Source organism: Mesorhizobium sp. CA8 (genome assembly GCF_020164955.1).
In the GTDB taxonomy this organism is placed as follows: Bacteria; Pseudomonadota; Alphaproteobacteria; order Rhizobiales; family Rhizobiaceae; genus Mesorhizobium.
This window is the reverse complement of the sequence record NZ_JAIUHG010000035.1, coordinates 1-20,345: the sequence shown is the minus strand read 5'-3', so window position 1 is coordinate 20,345 and position 20,345 is coordinate 1. Positions and strand designations below refer to the sequence as shown.

The following is a 20,345-nucleotide window of genomic DNA, read 5'->3' as shown; positions in this document are numbered from 1 at the left end:
CGCTCTACCGTATATTGTCTGTTCGATCGCGAACCTTTCCCAAACCCGGTTCCAATTTTTGGGTCCATGTTCGATGCCGCTCGCGCAGGATTTGCGCCGAACGACGCGCCCCTTCCAGATCGATACGATGCGCGGACGGCGGCGGTGCCACAAGCGCCTGTTCGATCGCTTGCGCCAAACCGCCAGGCGTCAGCTCCTTTTCCATCAAGACCGATGCAACGCCGAGTTCTTCGAGCATCTTGGCGCGAACCGTTTGTTCGGTTTCCCCGCCCGCTGCAAATGGAACAAGCAGGGAGCGACAACCCGCGCGCAGGACATCGCAGACCGTATTATAACCCGCCTGCGAAACCGACAGGCGGGTGCCGGTCAGCAGGCTGGCAAAATCTTGGCGGAAGCGGAAGATGGACAGGCCCGGCGTGGCATCGCGTGCGATCGCGTCAAAGTCATCTTTCGGCAGGTTTGGGCCGGTGATCAAACACCATTTCCAACCGTTGTTTGCATCCCGCGCCGCTGCGATGGTGGAACTGACAAGGCCCCTTCCGGCAGCCCCGCCGCCAACCGACACCAGAACGTCGAAGCGCTCGGTGGCCGCGGGCGGTGGCGGCGCGGCAACGAGCCCTGTGTAGGTGACCTCCGCCTCGATTGCCCCGGCCAGTGGAAATGTCTTGTCGATGGTTGCGAAAGCAGGATCGCCGTGGACCATAACGAGGTCGAAATGCCTGCTGATGAGGTCGACCGTTTCCTCGTTTCGGCCCGGCTTGACGCGTTCCTGAAGGATATCACGGACGGACGTCGCCAGCAGCGGTCTGGGCGACGTCGCTTCGATGGCCTCGATCAGCGGCAAGAGTTCGAAACGCATCTGCCGGCGCCCAAATGGAAAGGCCTCGATGATGACGATATCAGGCCTGCAATCACGAAACGCCTGCACCAGCATCTCTGAACGCCGCTTCTTGAACTCATCGTCGATGGGTTTGCCATGCAGGTCGACAAGTCCGGAAAATCCTTCATCACCGGAGGTGACAGGCGGCAGGGGTACAGATTTCACCCCCAATTCCGGAAACCCCGGGATCGGCGCTCCACCGGTCACGACGGTTACGTCAAACCCGTCATCGACCAGTGCCGCCGCGATGCGACTGGAGCGCGCAAGATGGCCGATGCCGAGCAGGTGCTGGACATACAAGAAGACTCTCAGCCGCTTCATTCGGCAGCCTGCCACTCCTGTTGGAACAGTTGCTTGAGATGTCTAATGCTTGCCATATGATCGAAATTGCTTCGCACGCGCCGTTCCGCGGCGTCGCCGAGGCGACCGCGCAGCACGGGATCACGGATCAGGCGCTCCAGCGCCTGTGCCAGGGCAATCGGGTTTTCCGTCGGAACCAGCAGGCCGGTCTCATCTGGCGACAAAAGCTCCGGCACGCCGGAAATATCGGTCGACAAGCAGGCAAGCCGCTGGCTGGCCGCCTCCACCAGGACATTCGGAAGACCGTCCCGGTCACCATTTGCAGTGATCCTGCAGGCCAGGGCGAATATGTCGGCGCTCCGGTAGTGCTCAAGCACCTCATTCTGCGCAAGCGCGCCTTTCCAGGAGACGCGGCCATCCAGGCCGAGCTTTCGCGCCAGCGCCTTGAGCCGCTCCAGTTCCTCGCCGCCGCCGATATGCTCGAAACGCCACGCCAAATCGCCAGGCAAGAGGGCAAGGGCCTCCAGCAAGGTATCGTAACCTTTCTTCTCGACGGCGCGCCCGACGCTGAGAATGATGACCGGTTCGTCCGGCGCCGAGCCGTCAGGCTGCTTTCGCGCCCCGCCGAAACTGCCGAAGCGATCAAGATCGAGCCCATGATAGCTCAGATGCACGCACGATTTGCCGTTGGCGAGTTCCTTAAGACGGTCGAAGCCGGTTTTCGTGCAAGTGACGGTCCAGCGTGCCGAGGAAAGCTTGCCGGCCAGATCCCAGTCCGCCGAAGTCCAGATGTCCTTGGCATGGGCCGAGCAGCTCCAGGGCTGGCCACGAAGCTGGCTGGCATAGCGCGTCACCGACGCCGGCGTATGCGCGAAATGTGCATGCAACCATCCCGCGTCTTGCGGCCATTCGGCCGCCAGCACGAGCGCTTGCCCGAAGCGGCGCACGCGATTGCGCGTTAAGTCGCGGGATACATCGGCAGCCAGCGATCCGAGCGCGCGCCAGAAACCCGGCCGCAGCACATAGGCAAACAGCGAGCGAAGCACGCGCAGTGGCTCTTCATGCAGATATTCCGGCAGGTAACGGACGGGCGCTTTGATCTCGTCATGCACCGGGTGGCGTTTTTCGTCGGTCGGCCGCCTGAGCGCGACGAGTATCAGGTCGAACCCCGCGCGCTCAAGACCGAGCAGTTCCTGCGCGATGAAGGTTTCCGACAGCCTTGGATAGCCCTTCAGAACCACGACGATCTTGCGGTGTTGCAACTCAGTTCATTCCTTCAATGACCGAAAGGTGTGGAGTGGCCCGCCGGTCGAGCAGTTCCGCGACGATTTCGGAAATATGGGGAAGCCCTTCCAGCCTCAGATGCGGATTGCTCTGGGATGGGCGGGGCCGGTCCGGCAGCGCCACCAGAGCATCGGCAAATCGCTGGGAATCCTTGGCTTCTTCCGGCAAAAGCATCTCGATGAGGCCGAGTTCGGCTGCGCGCCGAGCGCGGATCAGCTGTTCCTCCCGAGGCTCGGTACGCGGGACGATCAGCGCCGGTTTGTCGAAAGACAGTATCTCGCAATAGGTGTTGTAACCGCCCATCGCCACTACCGCCTTGGCCCCGGCAATCAGGTCTTCCATGCGGTTGTCGAACTCGATCATCTTGATGTAGGGGATCTTGGCCCCCTTGTTAAGCAGCTTGTTGCGCTTGCGCGCCGGCATGTAGGGCCCAAGCACGATCAGCGCCCTATGCTGCAATTGCGGGTTCTGCTGATAGGCATCGATGACGTCGTGGATCAGTTCCGCGCCGTCACCGCCGCCGCCTGTGGTAACGAGGGTATACTCACCCTCGGGCCGGTGGCCGGGCAACTCGACCCGCTGCAGGCTCCGTTGCAGGAAACCGACGAACCGCATTTTTGCCCTGACAGCCGGCGGCACATCCAAACCGGTCAACGGATCGTAGAAATCCGGCGGGCCATAAGCCCAGACCTTGTCGTAGAATAGGCCTATCTTGCGCATCACATCCCTGCGTGCCCACTCTGCTGCGAGCAGATGCGGCGCATCCATCACCTCGCGCAGGCCAAGCACCAGGGTGGTACCCCGCGTCTTGAGGTAGGACAGCGTGTCCTCGATCTCACCGCGCAGGCCGAGGGGTTCCTTGTCGACGATGAAGATATCCGGCCGGAAGGTCTCGGCCGTGTGGCGAATGATCGACTGGCGCATCCTGAGCGTTTCTTGCAGATCGATATCCTTTTCCAGCGAGGTGTACTCGCCGTTGCGCAACTTGATGACGCTGGGGATCTTCACGAAGTCGACACGGGCGCGATAGTCGAAGGCGCCGGCAATAGGGGCGCCCGAAATGATCAGCACCTGAAGTCCGCGGAAATCCTCGACCAGCGAATGCGCGATGGTCCGACAGCGCTGCAGGTGGCCGAGCCCGAACGTGTCGTGGCTGTACATGAGAATTCGAGCGTCTTGTGCGTTCTGGATCATTTCTGAACGTCTTTTCGAATTCTCGCCTTGGGAAACGGGCGGTTGGGGAAGCCATCCTGAGGCCTAAGCGACCTGTTGTGAAACATGAGGGCGCAATTTTCAATTCGTATTACTGGGGGGGCCATGGCTGAAGCCAGGAAGTCCACTCAGTTGCCCGCTTGCCATGTGGCCGGGAAGAAACCTGTATCACTTTGCCAAAGCGTTGTAGCGGCAGATGCATGCCGTAGGAGCGGGCGCTTCGCGTGAAAGCAGCTCCATGGAAGGCTGCATATCTTTGGCGTGCACAACCACGACATGGACGTCCTGAGTGAAATGTGCCGCCAGGTCCCGTCGCGGGCCCGCAACGATGGCGTCTTGAACCGCGACATCGGTTTCTTCAAGGTAAGGCAACAACGGACATGGATGTCGTTGATTGCCGATCTGGCCGGAGGGCTAACAGCACGATGCCACTCATGAATGGACGATTGGGAGCCAGGAAACCAGGGCATCTGGCAAGACGTGTCGGAAATTTGACGGCGATGTTGGTCCTGATTGCCCGTCCGATCGTTCTTGCGGTGCTCGCCCTCTTGTTGGCCGGTCCGGCGCAGGCGCAGGCGCCGGCGACCGTCCCACCCGAAAAGGTCAAACAGCTGTTCGATCTTCTTGACGATCCATCGGTGAAGGCATGGGTGGCTGAACAACGAAATCAGGACGCCGGTTCAACGGCAGCCTCTGCCGCGGCAGGAGCTTCACCCGCCAGCGCATCATCTGATGCCGCGGCCGCACCGGACCAGATGAGTACGATGGCATCCTCGACGCTCGATCGGATCAAGCATCACATCGAGAGAATTGTGCAAACTTTGCCCCTGCTGCCAGGTCAGTTCGCGCATGTTCGGGCAAAGACCATGCAGGATATGTCCAGCAGGGGGTCGGCCGGTATATTCTTGCTAATCGCGGTGTTCATTGCCGCCGGCCTGGCGCTCACCTGGGCCACGTACAAGCTCACCCGTCCATTTCGTCTTTGGATAATCGCGCAATCGAAGGATACGCCCCTCGGACGAGCCAAGAAGATTGGCGGTCGCACGCTTTATTCCAGCCTGTTGATCGTGTCGTTCGCGCTGGGCAGCGCCGGCGCGTTCATGCTGTTCGACTGGCCAATGCTTATCCGCGAGATCGTGCTGACATTTCTCATAGCGGCAGTCGTTACATGGGCTGTTCGCACATACGTCATAGCCATGCTGGTCCCGTCCTTCATGAAGGTCGAGAATGCCGTTGAGGTTCGTGCATTGCCGGTCACCAACGAAGCGGCTGACCATTGGTCCTATTGGCTATCCCGGATCGCCGGCGTCTTCGCCTTCTTCGCCGCCGCGTTCAACCTCCTGCCTGGTCTCGGCATCGATCGGGACGGAATGGTGGTTCTTTCGTTGGGCGCCGAGTTCGTACTGCTGTTGCTCCTTCTGCTTGCCGTTTGGCGTCGGCCAAGAACACGGCGGAACGATGGGCACAGTCGCACGGCAGTGACATGGTTGTTGACTGCCTATTTCATCGCTCTGTTCCTGGAGCGCACCGCCGGCCTGTACACGTGGTTCTGGTTTACCTTGGCCGCATTCGTCCTGCCTTTCACAATCGTGCTGACGCAGCGAGGGGTCAATTTCGTCCTGCGGCCGGGTTCCGAAGAGGCTGGCCGGCCTACGATCCCGGCGGTGACGATCGCTGTGATCGATCGCGGAATTCGGATGATCTTGATCCTGGCGGCGGCTTACGTTCTCGCGCGTGTCTGGGGTCTGGATATGCAGTCGATGCAGGACAGCAACACGACGACCACGCTCATATTGCGCGGCTTGATCAATATCATTGTCATTGCGCTTGCCGCCGATCTCGGCTGGTCGATCATCAAGGCCTTGATCGAGAGAAAGCTGGGCATCGAAACGCGGCACGCGGTGATCGGCGACGAGGACATGCCGGTCGTCGATCCGCAGCAGGCGCGGCTGCGCACGCTCTTGCCGATCATCCAGAACATTCTGCTGGCAGTGATCGTCGTCATGGCGGTGCTGATGATGCTCGCCTCGGTCGGTATCCAGATCGGCCCGCTGATCGCCGGCGCCGGCGTCGTTGGCGTCGCCGTGGGATTTGGGGCGCAAACCCTGGTCAAGGACGTCATTTCGGGCGTGTTCTATCTGCTCGACGATGCATTTCGTGTCGGCGAATACATTTCATCGGGCAGCTACAGGGGTACGGTGGAGAGCTTTTCGCTGCGCTCGGTGAAGCTGCGCCACCATCGGGGCCCGCTGTTTACAATACCGTTCGGTGAACTCGGAGCCGTCCAGAACCAGAGCCGTGACTGGGTTACCGACAAATTCAACATCACCGTCGGCTATGACACCGACATCGAGTTCGCTCGCAAGCTGATCAAGCGGATAGGCCTGGAGCTGGCGGAAGATCCAGAATTCAAAAACTGGGTGATCGAACCGATCAAGATGCAGGGCGTACAGGAGTTCGGTGAGTATGGCATCGTATTGAGGGTCAAGGTCACAACCAGACCGGGAGGTGCCTTCGCTATGAAAGGGAGATTCTTTTTACGCCTCCGCCAGGCCTTCAAGGAGCAGGGCATCGAACTCCCATTTCCGACCGTTCACGTCGAGGGGCTGCAGAGCCCACATGGGGCAGAGAATGCGCCTGTGGAGATCACACCCGAGTTGAAACTGGCCGTCGCGCAGTCGCACACGAACCGGCGTAGGAAAAAAGCCAGCACAACGGAATAGGAAAGCTGTGACACCTGTCGGCCACAGCGCGGCGCGGCGCCCGCGCGGCAGGGGTACTTTTATTTTCAACCTCCTCCGAAAAGTGGGAACCGGTTTTCGGAAAGATCATGCTCCACCAGGAGTTAGATCAGGCTGGCGGTTCGCTGAAACGTCATCCTGATCCAGGCCGACTGTCGTGCATCTAAGGGATTCAATCCATTCGCATCGCGCTGGTTTTTTAGTAGGCTGTCGCGAGGCAAGGTTGAGGATCCGGCGTGACGGTAATCAACGATCGTCTACTCGAAAGCAAAATGACCAAGGTGGAGCAGGCGCGCGCCTGGAGCCCGCGCGTCATCTCGAAGTTTGAGACGCTGATCAGGAGCGCCGACGACCACTCGCTCTATCGTATCAATCCGCTGGCCTTTGCTCGCGACCGCGCAATCGCCGAGCCTGAAGCAATCGACCTCTTCCTTCACGCCGCCCGCTGTGGACTATTCGACATGAGCTGGGATGTGCTTTGTCCCCAGTCCGGGATGGTGCTCGACAGTTTCGGCGCCCTGCGCACGCTGAAGACCCACTACGTCTGTGGCCTGTGCGACGTGTCGGGCGACACCGACCTCGACGATTTCATCGAGGTCACCTTCTCGATATCGCCGAAGCTGCGGCGCCTGCCGCACCATGATCCCGAGACGCTGCCTGTCGAGGATTTTCACTGGAAGCTGTACTTCGGACATGACGGGCGATTACCCGGGCAAGACGTTCGCTTTGTTGACGTTCTGCGCGGCTTCGTTCGGGGCATGACGTTTCTGCCGCCCGGGACTATCACAGTGCTACGCGCCGACCTGGGACCGGGCGCTCTTGCGGGCGTCAACGTGCAGACGCAAGCCGCATTCGCTTTGCCGATATCAGGCGATCCGGTGTTGGCGCCGACGCTTCTGAAGATCGATTATGACGGCAAACGCTTCTTGCCGGCGTTGCCTGGCGTGCCGCCTGGTCCGATTGTCATTGAGGTGGCGAACAGGGGGCCGGTGCGAGGTTCATTGCTTGCCATCAACTGGCCGCCCGAGCTGGTCGCGCTGACCACCAAGCCGGCGCTCGATTTCGACCCTTATGTCTCCGGCGGAGCGCTGCTTGCGCGGCAAACCTTCCGCCAGCTCTTCCGGTCCGAACGTGTCGACGAGAAGGAGGGGCTCGGCATCCGGCAGATCACCTTCCTGTTCACCGACCTCAAGGGTTCGACCGCCATGTATGAGCGCCTGGGTGACCTCAACGCCTATGCATTGGTCCGCGAGCATTTTGCTCTGGTCAACGCGGCGGTTCAGCAACATTCCGGAGCGGTGGTCAAGACGATTGGAGATGCGGTGATGGCTGCGTTTTCGCAGCCGTCGGATGCGATTTCGGCAGCACTCCACATCTTTGAAGAAATAGATCGTTTCAACAGCGACCATGACGGGCCGGGAATCATCCTCAAAATCGGTGCCCACTGTGGACCGTCCATCGCCGTGACGCTCAACGACAACCTCGACTATTTTGGCCAGACCGTGAATGTGGCCGCGCGCGTGCAGTCCTTGGCGCAAGCCGGACAGGTCTGCATTTCCGAGGCCCTCCATTCCGCGCCGGGGGTTAGCGACATGCTCGCTGGCCATCATGTCGAAGCCTTTGACGCGCCTCTTCGAGGCGTGGAGGGTGATGCTACCGTCTATCGCATTATGCGGTGATAGAAGCGATTGCGTGCCGGCTCCCTTTGGCACTGCCTGGAGCAGTCCCAGGAGACATGCTTTAGGACAGGAGCTTGTGGCGTCCGACTGCTGACCAGTTGATTTGGATTGCGCCCTCGCAGCACGGCAAATCAGCCGCGGAGCCGCCACATTCGCACACGACCCGTGCCACGCAATTCCGTTTCCCCGAGCGGGTCGCAAGCAAAATCGGGTCCAAGCAATTCGTGGGTTGTATCTGAAACACGGATTTCATCGGGCTCTGCGGCCTTTTGAATGCGCGCGGCGAGATTGACGGTGTCGCCCCACAGGTCATAGACGAACCGCCTTCTGCCGATGACGCCCGCGACGATTGGCCCTGAGTGGATTCCAATTCTAAGGCTTAGCGGTTCTCCTGCAAAGCGCTCGCGCCTGGCCGCCTCCCGCAGCTCGAGCGCATAATGTGCAAGGGCGTGCGCGTGATCTGGTCGCGCGACGGGCAGGCCAGCGACCGCCATGACGCAATCGCCGATGGTCTTGATCTTTTCGCAGCCATGCTGTTCCGAGAGCAGATCCGCAGCCCTGAAGAAGTAATTCAAGATAGCGAGCGTCGTCGTGGCTCCGACGCTCCGCGCTCTTTCCGTAAAACCGACGATGTCGGCAAAAAGCACACTGACCTCCGCGTGGTTGTCTGCAATTTGCTCGTCCGCCTTCAGCCGCTCCGCGATCGAGGCCGGAAGAATGTTAAGGAGCAGGGATTCGGCGCGCCGGTACTCGCGCGACAAACCCTCCTGGCTCTCCCTCAATGCCTCGTTCGTCGATTGTAGCTTCGCATTGAGTTGACGCTCCCTCTCCTGCAGAAGCGTCATTTCGTATGCCTTCTGCTGAAGCCGCTGCTGGTGGTCGCGTTCGGGCGTGGCGTCGAGAAAGACCAGCCACACCGAGTCGCCATCGCCAAAGAAGTGAAGGTCCGCGACATGCCCGCCGGGCAGTTCCATCATGGGCATATGGAATGGAAGCTCGGGGCAAGGCAGCAGCCCTTCCATGAATTCAAGCTGCTGGGCAACGGGCTCGCCGATGCGAAGCGACGAGAGCCCGTAAAAGTCGAGATTGCCGCCCTTGGCTTCTATGCATTGCCGGGTATCGATCATGAGATACGCTGCGAAGCGCTCATTCGAGAAGAAGTCGTATATCCAGCTTCTGACTTCTTTCGGCAAACTGGACATGGTCTAGTTGGCGACCATCGAAGCAAGCTGACGAAACGCATCGTCGACATGTTCGCCCGAAAGCGCGCTCGTCAGATAGATCTGCCATCCACGTTGCTTGAGTTCGTCGATCTCGCCCTCCGATATCGCCCACCGATCGGTCAGATCGGATTTGTTGAACAGCAATATGAACGGCATGGCGCCGAATTCGGCCTCGCACCGTTCGCGCAGCGTGAGCGCCACGGCAAGAGTGGCTGGCCGGGTTCCATCGGCGACCAGCACGAGCCCGGTCGCGCCTCGCACATAGCTGACGCGGAACGAGCCGATATCGTCTTCGCCGGCCAGATCCCACAAGATCAGATCGACTGTCTTGTCCGGAAACGCGACGCTCTTCTTGTCGATCTTGACGCCGACCGTGGTCAGGTAGTTTTCCGAGAAGATGCTTTGGACGAACCTGCGCACCAGGCTCGTCTTGCCGACGGCGAACCCGCCCAACATGCAGATCTTTTTTTGCAGCATCCTGGGCTCCGCGCTACTCCAGGTTCACCGTAACCGAAACCCGGCGATTGGTGGAGTTCCCAGTTCGGCTATTTTCATTTTCGGGCACCGCAGGCTCGAAGGTGCCGGCGCCCCGAACCTGCAGGAGTTCCGGAGTAACGCCGCGCTTGTTGAGAAGCGCGCGAACTGTCTCGGCGCGGGCGGCGCTGATCGACGCGTTGGCCGTCTCGCGACCCGTTGTGTCCGAATGGCCGGTCAACATGAACCGCGCCGTCACGCCTGCCTTGTGGGCATTTTCTGCGAATTCCTTCAGCTGATCAGCCAGTCTGTCGAGCACCGGCGTCTGCTCCGGTCCCGGGACAACTCTACCGGAAGAGAAGAAAATATCGGTCGTCTGGATGGCCTCTCTCAACTGATTAAGCTCTGCAAGGTTTAGCTCGCTCAGCTGCGAGAGGTCCAGAACCACTCCGTCCGCCGAAAGTTGGTCGGCGGCGGCCCGCGCCCGGCTGATCCAGCCGGCAGGTGCCTCGCCCACAACGACGATGCGACCCTGGACGATCGAGAGCCGAACCGATTTCGGCGGGGACAGCGACGCCGTCAGCCGCTTCACCACGAACTTCGGATCAAGACTCTGATAGAATTGCCACTGTGAATGAACGCGAGCGGGATCGACCTGTGTTCCGGACAGCAGAGCTTTTGGGTCGACGGCAAGAGGATCTCTCAGACCGGAAATGTAGAAATCTCCGCCCCTCGCCGATTGCTGAGCGACGATGATTCCCGGTTCGGCCTCAAGTCGCGACACATAATACTGCCAATGCTCCGCCGCGCGTGCATCGGGGCTCACATCACGAACCTTGGAGATGTCGAACTCCGGCCCGCCTTCTGAAAGCTGTCTTGCCGCTACGCGCGCCCGATCTATCCAGGTGTCGGGAGCCTCACCCTCGGCAACGATGCGACCTTTGACGATTGAAAGTCGCACTTTATCCATCGGATAAAGCGACGCCGTTAACCGCTTCAAGACGAACTGCGGCTCAAGGCTTTGATAGAATTGCCAACTGGCATGAACGCGCGCGGGATCGACCTGCGTCCCGGACAGCAGCGACTGCGGGTCGACGGCAAGCGGGTCTCTCAGGCCGGCAATATAGAATTGGCCATCGCGCACATTCTGTTGGGCGACGACGATGCCGGGCTGCGCCTCCAGGCGCGACACATAGGCCTGCCAGCGCTCCTCGGGGCTCACATCACGGACCCCGGAAATGTCGAAGACCGGGCCGCCGGCTGAAAGCTGCTGGGCGGCCGCGCGCGCCCGGTTGATCCACGCGGTGGTGGCTACGCCCGCGGCAACGATGCGATCATTGACGACTGAAAGCCGCACCGAATCCGGCGGAGCAAGCGAGGCCGTCAGCCGTTTAAGCACGAACTGCGGCTCAAGGCTCTGGTAGAATTGCCAGCTTGCATGAACACGCGCGGGATCGACCTGCGTTCCCGCCAACAGCGACCTTGGGTCGGCGGCAAGCGGGTCTCTCAGACCTGTAATGTAGAATTGGCCGTCGCGCACGTTGTGATCGGCGACGATGATGCCAGGCTGGGTCTCCAGTTGCGACACGTAGGCCTGCCAGCGCTCCTCGGCGCTCACATCGCGGACCCCGGAAATGTCGAAGACCGGGCCGCCTGCCGAAAGCTGCTGGGCAGCGGCCCTCGCCCGGTCGATCCACGTGGTGGTCGCGTCGCCCTCGGCGACGATGCGACCATCGACGACCGAGAGTCGTACCGAATCCGGTGGCGCCAGCGACGCCGATAGCCGCTTCAGCACGAATTGCGGCTCGAGGCTCTGATAGAACTGCCAGTTTGAATGAACGCGGGCGGGATCGACCTCCGTTCCCGGCAGCAGCGACCGCGGGTCCGCGGCGAGCGGGTCTCTCAGGCCGGCGACATAGAAGTCGCCGCCACGGATTTCTTGGTCCGAAATGACGATGCCGGGCTGGGCTGCCAGCCGCGACAGGTAGGTCTGCCAGCGATGTGCGGATTGCCAGGACAGAAAGGACCAGCCGCCCGCCACGATCAAAACCAGCAGGACCGCCGTCAGCACCAGCCAGGGAAATCCCTCTTTCGAATCCCTGTGCTGCAGTTCGACGCAGGTCTGCAACTGCGTCTCCACGCCGGGCAACTGGGAACTGTCGCCGTCGAACCGCTCCAGGGCTCGCGAGGATTCTTGATGGATGCGAAGCAGTACATCGCGGATGACTTCATGCAGTTCCTCCGGAGGATTTCCCCGGATCACCGCAACCAGTGTCGCGAACTGTCCGACTTCCGACCAGAGGCGAAGTTCCCCGAACCGGATGGTGTCGAGGCCGCTGTTTTCCTTCTCTTTGAAAGAATCCTTCACAAAATCCTGGATCGCGCTCAGCATCGAGGAAATCAGTTGAGGGTCTTCGCTGGTTGCGTCTTGGGAAGTTACATGTGCAATCAGGAGCCCGGAAGCGCGGCTGATGAGAAAGACATGTTCGACGCGATAGACAAGAGAATGCTTGAGAACAACTGCCGAGAAGCTTGTCCCCGTTCGCCAGGCTTCAAACCTCCACTTCAACCCATGCCATGTGAATATATGCCTTAAAGACTCATTCAACGACTGGAAAGTCTGGTCGATCTTTTCGCCGATCGACTTGCGAATGGCGGGCAGAAACACCGGATACAATATATCCGTCAGCGTGTTCGGGTTCTTCTGGATGGACCGCTGCGCGGCCCTCTCGACAGCCGGAGCAAGGGCCTCGCCCAGTTGCGCATGGGACGCGCGCGCAGTTGCTTCGGGCAGAACGTTGCCCACTGCTGTGGCAAGCTGCTCGGGTTCGTCGAGCAGGTGCGTAACGCGTGACAGCTCCGAGATTTCGCCGCCAACCAGCAACTGGCGGAGCATTTCCAGCCGATGGTCGGCGGCTGGAACGCCTTCGTAAAGGGCATGGTTGTCCGGATCGACGTTCCGGGCAATTTCCACCAAAAGGCGGGCCAAAGCCTCGCGATCAATACCGGTATCGTTCGAAGCTTGTCTTTGAGATAGGCTGATTGGTTCGACGCTCGACGTCAAGTTCCGATCAACTCACTTTCCAGCCACGCTCCGAATTGCCCTTGCTGCCGACGGGATCCTGGTTGAGACATTTCGCGACCTCGACGAACAGGCCGGCCAGAAGATTCCGGTCGGTCTTGACGTTGCTGAGATCGGAAAAGATCTTCTCCATCAGCATTTGAGCGCTTTCGTTCTTCTGCTTAATTTCCTCGCGCAGCAAATGGTCGCTTCTGCTCATGCGATCCGCGAATTCGCGCTCGAGCTCGCTCAATTGATCCGACAAGGCGCGCACCTGCTTTTCGAGCGCCTGGTTTTGATCGCGAAGATTGCGGTCGATCTCCTTGTCGGCCTCGGCGCGCGCATCCTTTTCGTTGCGCAACTGCGTCGCCAGCGAGTCGACCTGTTTCTTGGCATTCGACTCGTAGGTTTCAAGATTGCGCTTAGTTTCGGATTCGACATCCTTGAATCGCTGCAGGAACCGTTCCTCAAGCTTGGAGAAGCGCCGATCATAGTCCTGCATCTGATTGCCGAACAAAAGATCGCGTATCTTATCGACACCTGGAGCGTCACCGCCAGGCCCGCCCTCGCGCCCTTGGGGGGCCATAAAGTTCAGCCCGTTTCCCTCTGCATTACCTATCAGACTTGCATCCGCTTTATTTGCCGAAGAAGCGGCACTCGAAGATTCCTTCGCCATCTCAGAGCCCCATTTACTCACTGCAACATTAGAACATGGTAAATTATGTCAGACAAATACCAGGCCCGCAAGGCGGAATCCCGTTGGCCTGAGCGAATTCGTCCGTCCTTGTTCGCCTCTCGGACCGTCAAATGCGCCGATTGGCGTCGCTCTCGGTACCGCTTGCGCCTTTGGCTAGCCGACGGAACCGTAGGGATGACGGCCATGTGCAAAGCGAACGTTACGTCGGCGGGCCTATATCTCCATCGCCGCTCCGGCCTTCGTTGCTGTGCTCCTACCGATGCGGGCCCAACTGGCACCAGCCTGATGTTCGACGGTTCTCGCCTTGTGCTTGAGAGATTGCCCGACGGTGGCGCCAAACTATGCCGCGAAGCGGTCAGAGTTGGCAGAAGGCGAGCGGCTCGGCCGACAACCTTTGGCAAAGCCAGCCAAGAGCAAAGGCAAAGAGCGCATAGCCCATTGATTGCCGACCCTTGCACGTTTTGCACCAGCTCAGGCGATACGCCATTCGCGGGCGAGTAGTGATAAGCTGCGAGGACTGTGGCGCGTCCGGTCCCGTCTGCATCGACAAATTGGCGTCGTCAGAAGCTGGAGTCGCCGCCCGGGCTGCGCCTGACCAGGTATGTGACTGGGGTCAGCGACCTCATCTTCGCCAAGGCCCCAGAATGGAAGGCGTGATCGGCCCTTTGCGGTCCGCTGCCGTGGTGCGGACCACGGGCCATTGGTGCAACGGGGGTGCTGTCCCGTCGACCAGGAGACACTGCTCTCGATAAGCGGAACCCACTTCAACTGGATTTACGGATTCGCAGGATAACTGGCCCTGTCATAGGCAAGGCCTCCACCGTTTGTCCGGCGATGCGCGCCTCGATCACAGCAGAAAGAGTTCGAGCACTTTGCGATTTTTCTTCTCAGAACTTGATTTTTCGGTACAACGAGTCGCAAGAACCAAGGTTGTCTAAGCTAAGATGGGGATATCCACAGCTTGCCGGAGTTCCGCCGCCAGAAGGAGCGGGCGGGACGGATTCGTTTCCTCGAAAGGGACGAGGAAGCGAGGCTGTTCGTCGCGATCAGGAGCCGCAGCGAGGATGCCTACAGACTCTCCGTCTTCCTGGTCGATACCGGCTGCCGCCTCGGCGAGGCGCTCGGCCTGATCTGGAATGACATCCAGGAACACCGGGGCAGCCTCTGGATCACAAAGTCTGGCCGCAGCCGCACCATCCCGATGACCGAACGGGTCAAGGAGGTGGTCAAGCTGCCGCCGAAAACGGAAGGGCGCCGGCCGAAAGGCCCGTTCGCCATGCTGACCCAGGCGCAGTACCGCGCGATCTGGAACGAGGCGAAGGCGGAAGTCGGTCTTGGCGCCGACGAGCAGGTGGTGCCGCATATCCTCCGTCACACTTGCGCTTCACGTCTCGTCCAGGGTGGCATTGACATAAGGCGCGTCCAGATGTGGCTGGGTCACCAGACGCTGTCGATGACTATGCGTTACGCGCATCTGGCGACCAATGATCTCGACGGCTGTGTCATGGTGCTCGACAAGCCGCGCCCGCCACAGGCCCCGGCGCTTGCGTCCCTGCTGACTACGCCTGCCAAAGCTCCTCGCAACGAGAGCGGAGTGGTGGAGGTGCGCGGCAAGAGCTCGAAGCCGTGATCTCGTCAACCCTCAAATGGCGTGGAGCCGCGGGCAGCGCTTGTGACCATATCGACTTTTCGATCCAGAAGGAGATCCAGGCCGGTCTGCCCGCCGAAATCGGACCGTCGCGTCACCAGCCATAGCCAAGCAGTGCGCTGATCGCCGAAAATTGAAATTATTTCCGCAATCCCGCTGAGCGGGCGTCCGTCAACGAACTGCTTCAAAGGGAAAACTGGCTTGCTGCTCGTTCGAGAGTTTATCGACACCACCTCGTTGCGTTTCTGCCATCGATAGAGCGTGGATCGTGGAATTCCAAAGTACCTTTCTATCTCAGTAGGTCCTGCTACTGGGCCAGCCCAATCATCGGCTAATTCGATTGTAGCCTCAAGCGATAATTGGGGAGGTCTGGCGCGGAATTTGCTTAATCGCTTATTGAAAGTCTTCGTGGTCTCGTCAATCAGACCACTAACAAAATCTGTCGCATATTCCGAAAGGTCCTCCTCAATTGTTTTAAAAGAACGCTGGGTAGCTTGAGTCTGCACAGCAATTTGAGCCGCAATAACCGCGGCCAACCTTGATGCAGTGCGGACGGCAGGCAAACGGATGGTTGGATCATGCTCTTTCAGCATTCTCTGAACTTCAGAGTACAGTCGAGTTTCAAGGTCCTCGCGGCGCGTAAGTTTAACGTTGTGAACTGCTCTGGCTAGACGGCGCCTAGTAACCATGTCCCAGCCCCGAAACTCGAAGGATGTAATAACGATCGCACTGTCGCTCTTTCGGATCAACGGATGACACCGAGTCAGGACCCGCGGCGAAGATCAGCGTAGGTGGGGACATTGGAGCATGGCAGAGGCCCGGGAAAAATGGAGTTTCTTGCTACCGCGGCGGCTATAGGGGTGCAAGATTCTTCGTGTGCATGGAGTCTAGATTCCGGCTGTCGCTTTTGCTAGCCAAGAGAGATGACCAATCGATTGCCGCCAGCCTGGGCAAAGCACCTCAAGACGCAGCCTTCGGCGAGGGCGGTATCGCCGAAAGCTGCATCACCCATAGCCCAGCCGAAGGTCGGTCCGCCCCGTAATCAGGCCGACGACATACTGTTGAGACAGGCGCTTGAGCTGCAAAAAGCCGAGCAATTGCCGGAGGCCGAGGAACTCTGTCTCAAGGTTCTGGCGCGCACGCCAAACCATCCTTTGGCTTTCTACATCCTGGGAACCCTCGGCATCGGATACGACGACGAGAAGGCCTTGCGGTACTTTGCCCGTGCGGTCGCAGCGGAGCCGCGAAATCCCTATTACCACCTTAGCCTCGGTGAGGCCTACCTGAAGCTTAGCGAATTTACGCCGGCAATCAGGCACATTCAGCAGGCTTTGGCATTGAAGCCGGACCTGGTGGAAGCTCTTTGCGCCTTGGGCGATGCTTACAATGCGTTTGACAAGGGGGAAATGGCGCTGCCGCTTTTTGAGAAGGCGCTCAAGATCGAACGAGATCACCCTCTGGCCCGGATCGGGCTGCCTCGCGCGCTCACAAGCCTCGGACGAATGGATGAAGCCGCACTTCATCTGAAAGAGGCGATAGGACGGCGCATTGCGGTGCCAGCAGCCTATAACGCACTTGTACACACACGTAAGTACACGGAAGAGCCGCCGGAGCTCGCGGCGATCCTAAGGGAGCTTGAGGACCCAAGCCATATGCCGGAGGAAGCGGCAGCGCTCCATCACGCCGCCGGAAAGGTTCTCAACGACCTCCGTCGCTACAAGGACGCGATAGACCACTTCAAGCAAGGGAATCAGGCTGGGGGCCAAATATTCGACATAGGAAGCTATCGTCGCTGGGTCGATGTCATGATCGAAACCTTCACGCCCGAGCTGGTGGCTTCAATGGCCGCCTATGGCAATCCCTCAGAGGCGCCTGTATTCGTCATCGGCATGCCTCGCTCGGGCACGACGCTGACGGAGCAGATTTGCGCCAGCCATCCTCATGTTCATGGCGCCGGCGAGCTCAGCAAGCTTGCGCGAACAGCCAATGGACTCGGGCTCAAGGCCCGTACCGGCGCAGACCTCGGCAATTCGATTGCCAAAATGACCCCCGATCTGACCAGGACACTGGCAGACGAGCACCTCGCCTATCTGCGTGAGCGAGCACCCGACGCACTCCGAATCGTCGACAAGATGCCCCACAATTTCGAGCTGATCGGCCTGATCGGCATCCTGTTTCCCAACGCGCGCATCGTTCACTGTCGCCGTGACGCTATCGACAATTGTATCTCCTGTTTCGTCCTGCAATTCAGTAAAGCGCACAGCTACAGCGGCGATCTTCAGACTCTAGGACTCTACTACAGGGAATACGATCGCCTGACGCGGCACTGGAGCAAGGTCCTCCCTGGCCGCATCTTTGAAAACCGGTATGAGACATTGATTGAAAATCAAGAGGAGCAGTCGCGCCGCTTGATAGATTACCTCGGGCTGCCCTGGGACGATGCCTGCTTGCGTTTTTTTGACAGGGCTGGCTCAGTAAACACCTATAGCAATTGGCAGGTGCGTCAGCCGATCTACAAGTCGTCGGTCAAGCGATGGAAGAATTACGAAAGCGAGATCCAGCCCCTGATCGAAGCGTTGGGCGAGCTAGCTGATACCTGACCGCAATTTTCTATTGTGCCAGTTCAGTGAACGATAGCAATACCGCCGCAGCAGTCTGATCTGACGACATTCTGTTCACAAAAAAACCCGGCGGTCGCCCGCCGGGTTTCTATTTCCTACAGACAGCGCCGATTAGAAGTCGCGCTGGAAGCGGAGGAGACCGCCGACGCTGTTCTTCTTGTCGGCATTGGTCCAGTTGCCGTAGAGGGAATTGCTGTTGTTGGCGAAGGCCGAGTCAAAGGTACCGAGGTGATCGTAGTCCACTTCGGCCGTGATGGTGAAGCCGGGAACAACCGTGTAGGCAACGTTCGCCGCTACACCGTAGTTCTTGTCATCGTCACCCGACACCTGAAGATTGAACGCGGTCTTCTCGTTGAACTTGTAGGTGCCGCCAGCCCACCAGGCCCAGTTGCCGCCCCACTGCTTGTAGAAGCCGCGACCGTGGGCATCAAAAACGTTGGTTGCATCGTCGTTCAGCTTGCCATCATTGCCGTAGCCGAACATGCCGAACAGTGAGAACTGGTCGTTGATAGTGACGTCCACGCGAACCTTGCCGGTCACCTGCTCGTAGTTGCTGTCATAGGCGACAACACCCGAGATGCCGCCCCAGCCCTGCGTCCACTTCACGCCACCGACGACATGCGGAACGTAGCTGTCGATGGTGCCCTTGAGGCCCGAGCCTTCTTCGAGCGACACGACAGCCGAGAAGCCGTTGCCGGCGTCGAAGTAGTACTGGACGACGTTGGTGTCGAAATCGCCATAGGGAACGATCGTATCCTGGATGACGTTGCCGGCGTAGCCGACGAACGTATCGAAGGCCGATTCGTCCTTACCGACGCGGAGACCACCGAGCTGGATCCAGGCGAAGTTCAGCGAAACGCCCTTGTTGTGGGCGTAATTAAATGTGCCGGCACCGGTGCGGAAGCCGTAGTCGTTGTGATTGCCGAAGTTGAAGCGGGTCTCGGTGTAGGTCTTCAACGTGCCGAGCTCGGTCTCCTGGCCAGTCCAGGTCTTCAGCGTGAAGCGGGCCTGCTTGTAGAACGTTTCCTGCTCATCGCCATCCCGATGATCGAACGCCTTCGCGCCGTCGAACGAGCCGACGTCGCCGACGCCGATGTCGTAACGGACATAGCCGCCGATGCGCAGGCAGGTCTCGGTGCCCGGGATGTAGAAGTAGCCGGCGCCGTAGACGTCGCAGATCTTGACGTATTCGGCCGGTTCCGGCTCGGCGACGGTCACCGCGTCGGCGGCGCGAGCACCGGAAACTGCGATCAGGGCCGCAGCTGAGCCGAGAAGAAGGCTCTTGATGTTCATTTTCTGACCTCCAGTCAAAAGTTAAAAAACGGGTCTGGGTATTTTTTGCTGAAGGACAGCGTTCCCTGCCCCATCCCCACTACCGAAAAAGATGCGCACCGCGCCGCTCCTTCGAACGTGACCTTTACCCATGAGCCGGCGCCGTTCAACCATGATCGTTAAGGCTAGGGGTCCCTCCATGTTCTATGCCTTGCGTGTGTTGCAGAAACGTCACGATTTTGCCTCACTCCGAAAGTTCTCATTAACCATTGACGTGTTGCAGCCGGTCGAATCCGATAATCATCGGCGTGAATTGGCGCGTGGCCTCTGAGTCGCCAGAAGGCCGCCGCCAAAGAATCGGCGCCTGCTCTACTAAAATCTCCCCGGTGTGGCCCCGGCTTGTTGATGTGCCGGCGTCTTTCTCTATCCAGCGCCGTTACGGAGAGCTGGCCGAGTGGTCGAAGGCTTACCTGCCAAGGGAGTAGAGGTCAAAAGCTTCTCGTGGGTTCGAATCCCATCATCGCAGCCTTAAGATTCGCTGGGACTGGCTTTCGCGTTTCTCAGGGCCCCGGCGCTCTAACGACTTCAAATCAGCGACGGACCGACGCTTGTGGTGGTCGTCCAGAATCGCGGACTTAAATATTTGCCGCACCGAGCCGTTGCTCATTCAACTGACCCATTGGCTTAGCGACGATATCGCTTGGCGTGCTTTCGGAACAAATCCGCTAAGAGCCCGCAACATGCATTGGGTTTCCATGCCGTGGGGAAATGGCAGTAATTTCACGCAAACAGAGGTCAGCAATTTGACGCTCGGCGCGGTTTCGTGGCAGCGAGCGCGGCGTGCCTTTAATTAACCACACCATCAGCACGGCTGATCCGCCGGGATGCGGATTATTTCGGGGTCAGTGACGGTGCTGCTCGGTCGGGGATTCGCCCTCAGGGACATGCGGCGTCCTGGGTGTTGACGGACGCCGCAATTCTCACTCGCATCGCCGGTGCTACCACCAGGAGCGATGCGGCTTAGGCTCCTCAAAAGACGGCCGGTGCAGCCTGGGACTGGGGAGATATCAGCGGACCGCATCGGCCAGATGCGGGATTGGCGGTGTGTACCCCGCGCTGCTCAAGCTATTATCACATTAGCAGTCGCTCAATTACGGCTGGGAGTTTATCCACCGGAGTCTAGACGTCATGTTCCGAGGCGGAGATCGGTGGCCCGCCCTTTCGTGCGATTAAAAGACGAGGGTTGCTCGGAT

Annotated in this window: 12 protein-coding genes, 1 tRNA gene and 1 pseudogene; 5 read left to right on the top strand and 9 right to left on the bottom strand. The window is 59.4% G+C overall.

What is annotated here, in order from left to right; translation table 11 throughout:
• Positions 1-4 precede the first annotated feature (4 nt).
• From LB553_RS27675 to LB553_RS27665, 3 genes are read right to left on the bottom strand one after another with little or no spacing between them, the layout of a single operon-like run.
• Positions 5-1,201, bottom strand: coding sequence for a glycosyltransferase family protein (locus LB553_RS27675; RefSeq protein ID WP_224517981.1), 1,197 nt, complete (start codon positions 1,199-1,201; stop codon positions 5-7).
• On the bottom strand, positions 1,198-2,442 hold the full coding sequence (locus LB553_RS27670) for a glycosyltransferase (RefSeq protein ID WP_224517980.1): 1,245 nt from the start codon (positions 2,440-2,442) through the stop codon (positions 1,198-1,200). Before LB553_RS27670 ends, LB553_RS27675 begins: the two co-directional genes overlap by 4 nt.
• Position 2,443: 1 nt before the next feature.
• Positions 2,444-3,658, bottom strand: a complete 1,215-nt coding sequence (locus LB553_RS27665; protein ID WP_224517979.1) for a glycosyltransferase family protein — start codon at positions 3,656-3,658, stop codon at positions 2,444-2,446.
• A gap of 518 nt (positions 3,659-4,176) precedes the next feature.
• Between LB553_RS27665 and LB553_RS27660 the strand changes: the two genes are divergently transcribed.
• A complete protein-coding gene (locus LB553_RS27660; RefSeq protein WP_224517978.1) occupies positions 4,177-6,399 on the top strand; it encodes a mechanosensitive ion channel family protein in 2,223 nt (740 codons plus the stop codon).
• A gap of 254 nt (positions 6,400-6,653) precedes the next feature.
• Positions 6,654-8,096, top strand: a complete 1,443-nt coding sequence (locus LB553_RS27655; RefSeq protein ID WP_224517977.1) for an adenylate/guanylate cyclase domain-containing protein — start codon at positions 6,654-6,656, stop codon at positions 8,094-8,096.
• A 131-nt stretch (positions 8,097-8,227) separates the two neighbouring features.
• Here LB553_RS27655 and LB553_RS27650 read toward each other — a convergent pair whose 3' ends face one another.
• Genes LB553_RS27650 through LB553_RS27635 form a run of 4 tightly spaced genes read right to left on the bottom strand, consistent with a single transcriptional unit; the run spans position 8,228 to position 13,530 of the window.
• Positions 8,228-9,298 (bottom strand): adenylate/guanylate cyclase domain-containing protein, encoded by a 1,071-nt coding sequence (locus tag LB553_RS27650; protein ID WP_224517976.1) that lies wholly within the window; start codon positions 9,296-9,298, stop codon positions 8,228-8,230.
• 3 nt (positions 9,299-9,301) lie between these two features.
• Positions 9,302-9,796 carry a Rab family GTPase gene (locus LB553_RS27645; protein WP_224517975.1) on the bottom strand — a complete coding sequence of 165 codons (495 nt, stop codon included), beginning with the start codon at positions 9,794-9,796 and terminating at the stop codon, positions 9,302-9,304.
• 13 nt (positions 9,797-9,809) lie between these two features.
• Positions 9,810-12,857 (bottom strand): OmpA family protein, encoded by a 3,048-nt coding sequence (locus LB553_RS27640; protein WP_224517974.1) that lies wholly within the window; start codon positions 12,855-12,857, stop codon positions 9,810-9,812.
• A 7-nt stretch (positions 12,858-12,864) separates the two neighbouring features.
• Positions 12,865-13,530, bottom strand: a complete 666-nt coding sequence (locus LB553_RS27635; RefSeq protein WP_224517973.1) for a hypothetical protein — start codon at positions 13,528-13,530, stop codon at positions 12,865-12,867.
• A gap of 967 nt (positions 13,531-14,497) precedes the next feature.
• Here LB553_RS27635 and LB553_RS27630 point away from each other — a divergent pair.
• Positions 14,498-15,181, top strand: a pseudogene (locus LB553_RS27630) (site-specific integrase); the annotation flags it as partial.
• 5 nt (positions 15,182-15,186) lie between these two features.
• Here LB553_RS27630 and LB553_RS27625 read toward each other — a convergent pair.
• Positions 15,187-15,792, bottom strand: coding sequence for a hypothetical protein (locus LB553_RS27625; protein WP_224517972.1), 606 nt, complete (start codon positions 15,790-15,792; stop codon positions 15,187-15,189).
• A gap of 330 nt (positions 15,793-16,122) precedes the next feature.
• Between LB553_RS27625 and LB553_RS27620 the strand changes: the two genes are divergently transcribed.
• Complete coding sequence (locus tag LB553_RS27620; RefSeq protein WP_224517971.1) at positions 16,123-17,799, top strand: tetratricopeptide repeat-containing sulfotransferase family protein; 1,677 nt, start codon at positions 16,123-16,125, stop codon at positions 17,797-17,799.
• Between the two features lie 132 nt (positions 17,800-17,931).
• Here the strand turns inward: LB553_RS27620 and LB553_RS27615 are convergent, their stop codons facing one another.
• Positions 17,932-19,113 (bottom strand): porin, encoded by a 1,182-nt coding sequence (locus tag LB553_RS27615; protein ID WP_224517970.1) that lies wholly within the window; start codon positions 19,111-19,113, stop codon positions 17,932-17,934.
• 427 nt (positions 19,114-19,540) lie between these two features.
• Between LB553_RS27615 and LB553_RS27610 the strand changes: the two genes are divergently transcribed.
• A tRNA-Trp gene (locus LB553_RS27610) sits at positions 19,541-19,615 on the top strand.
• Positions 19,616-20,345 lie beyond the last annotated feature (730 nt).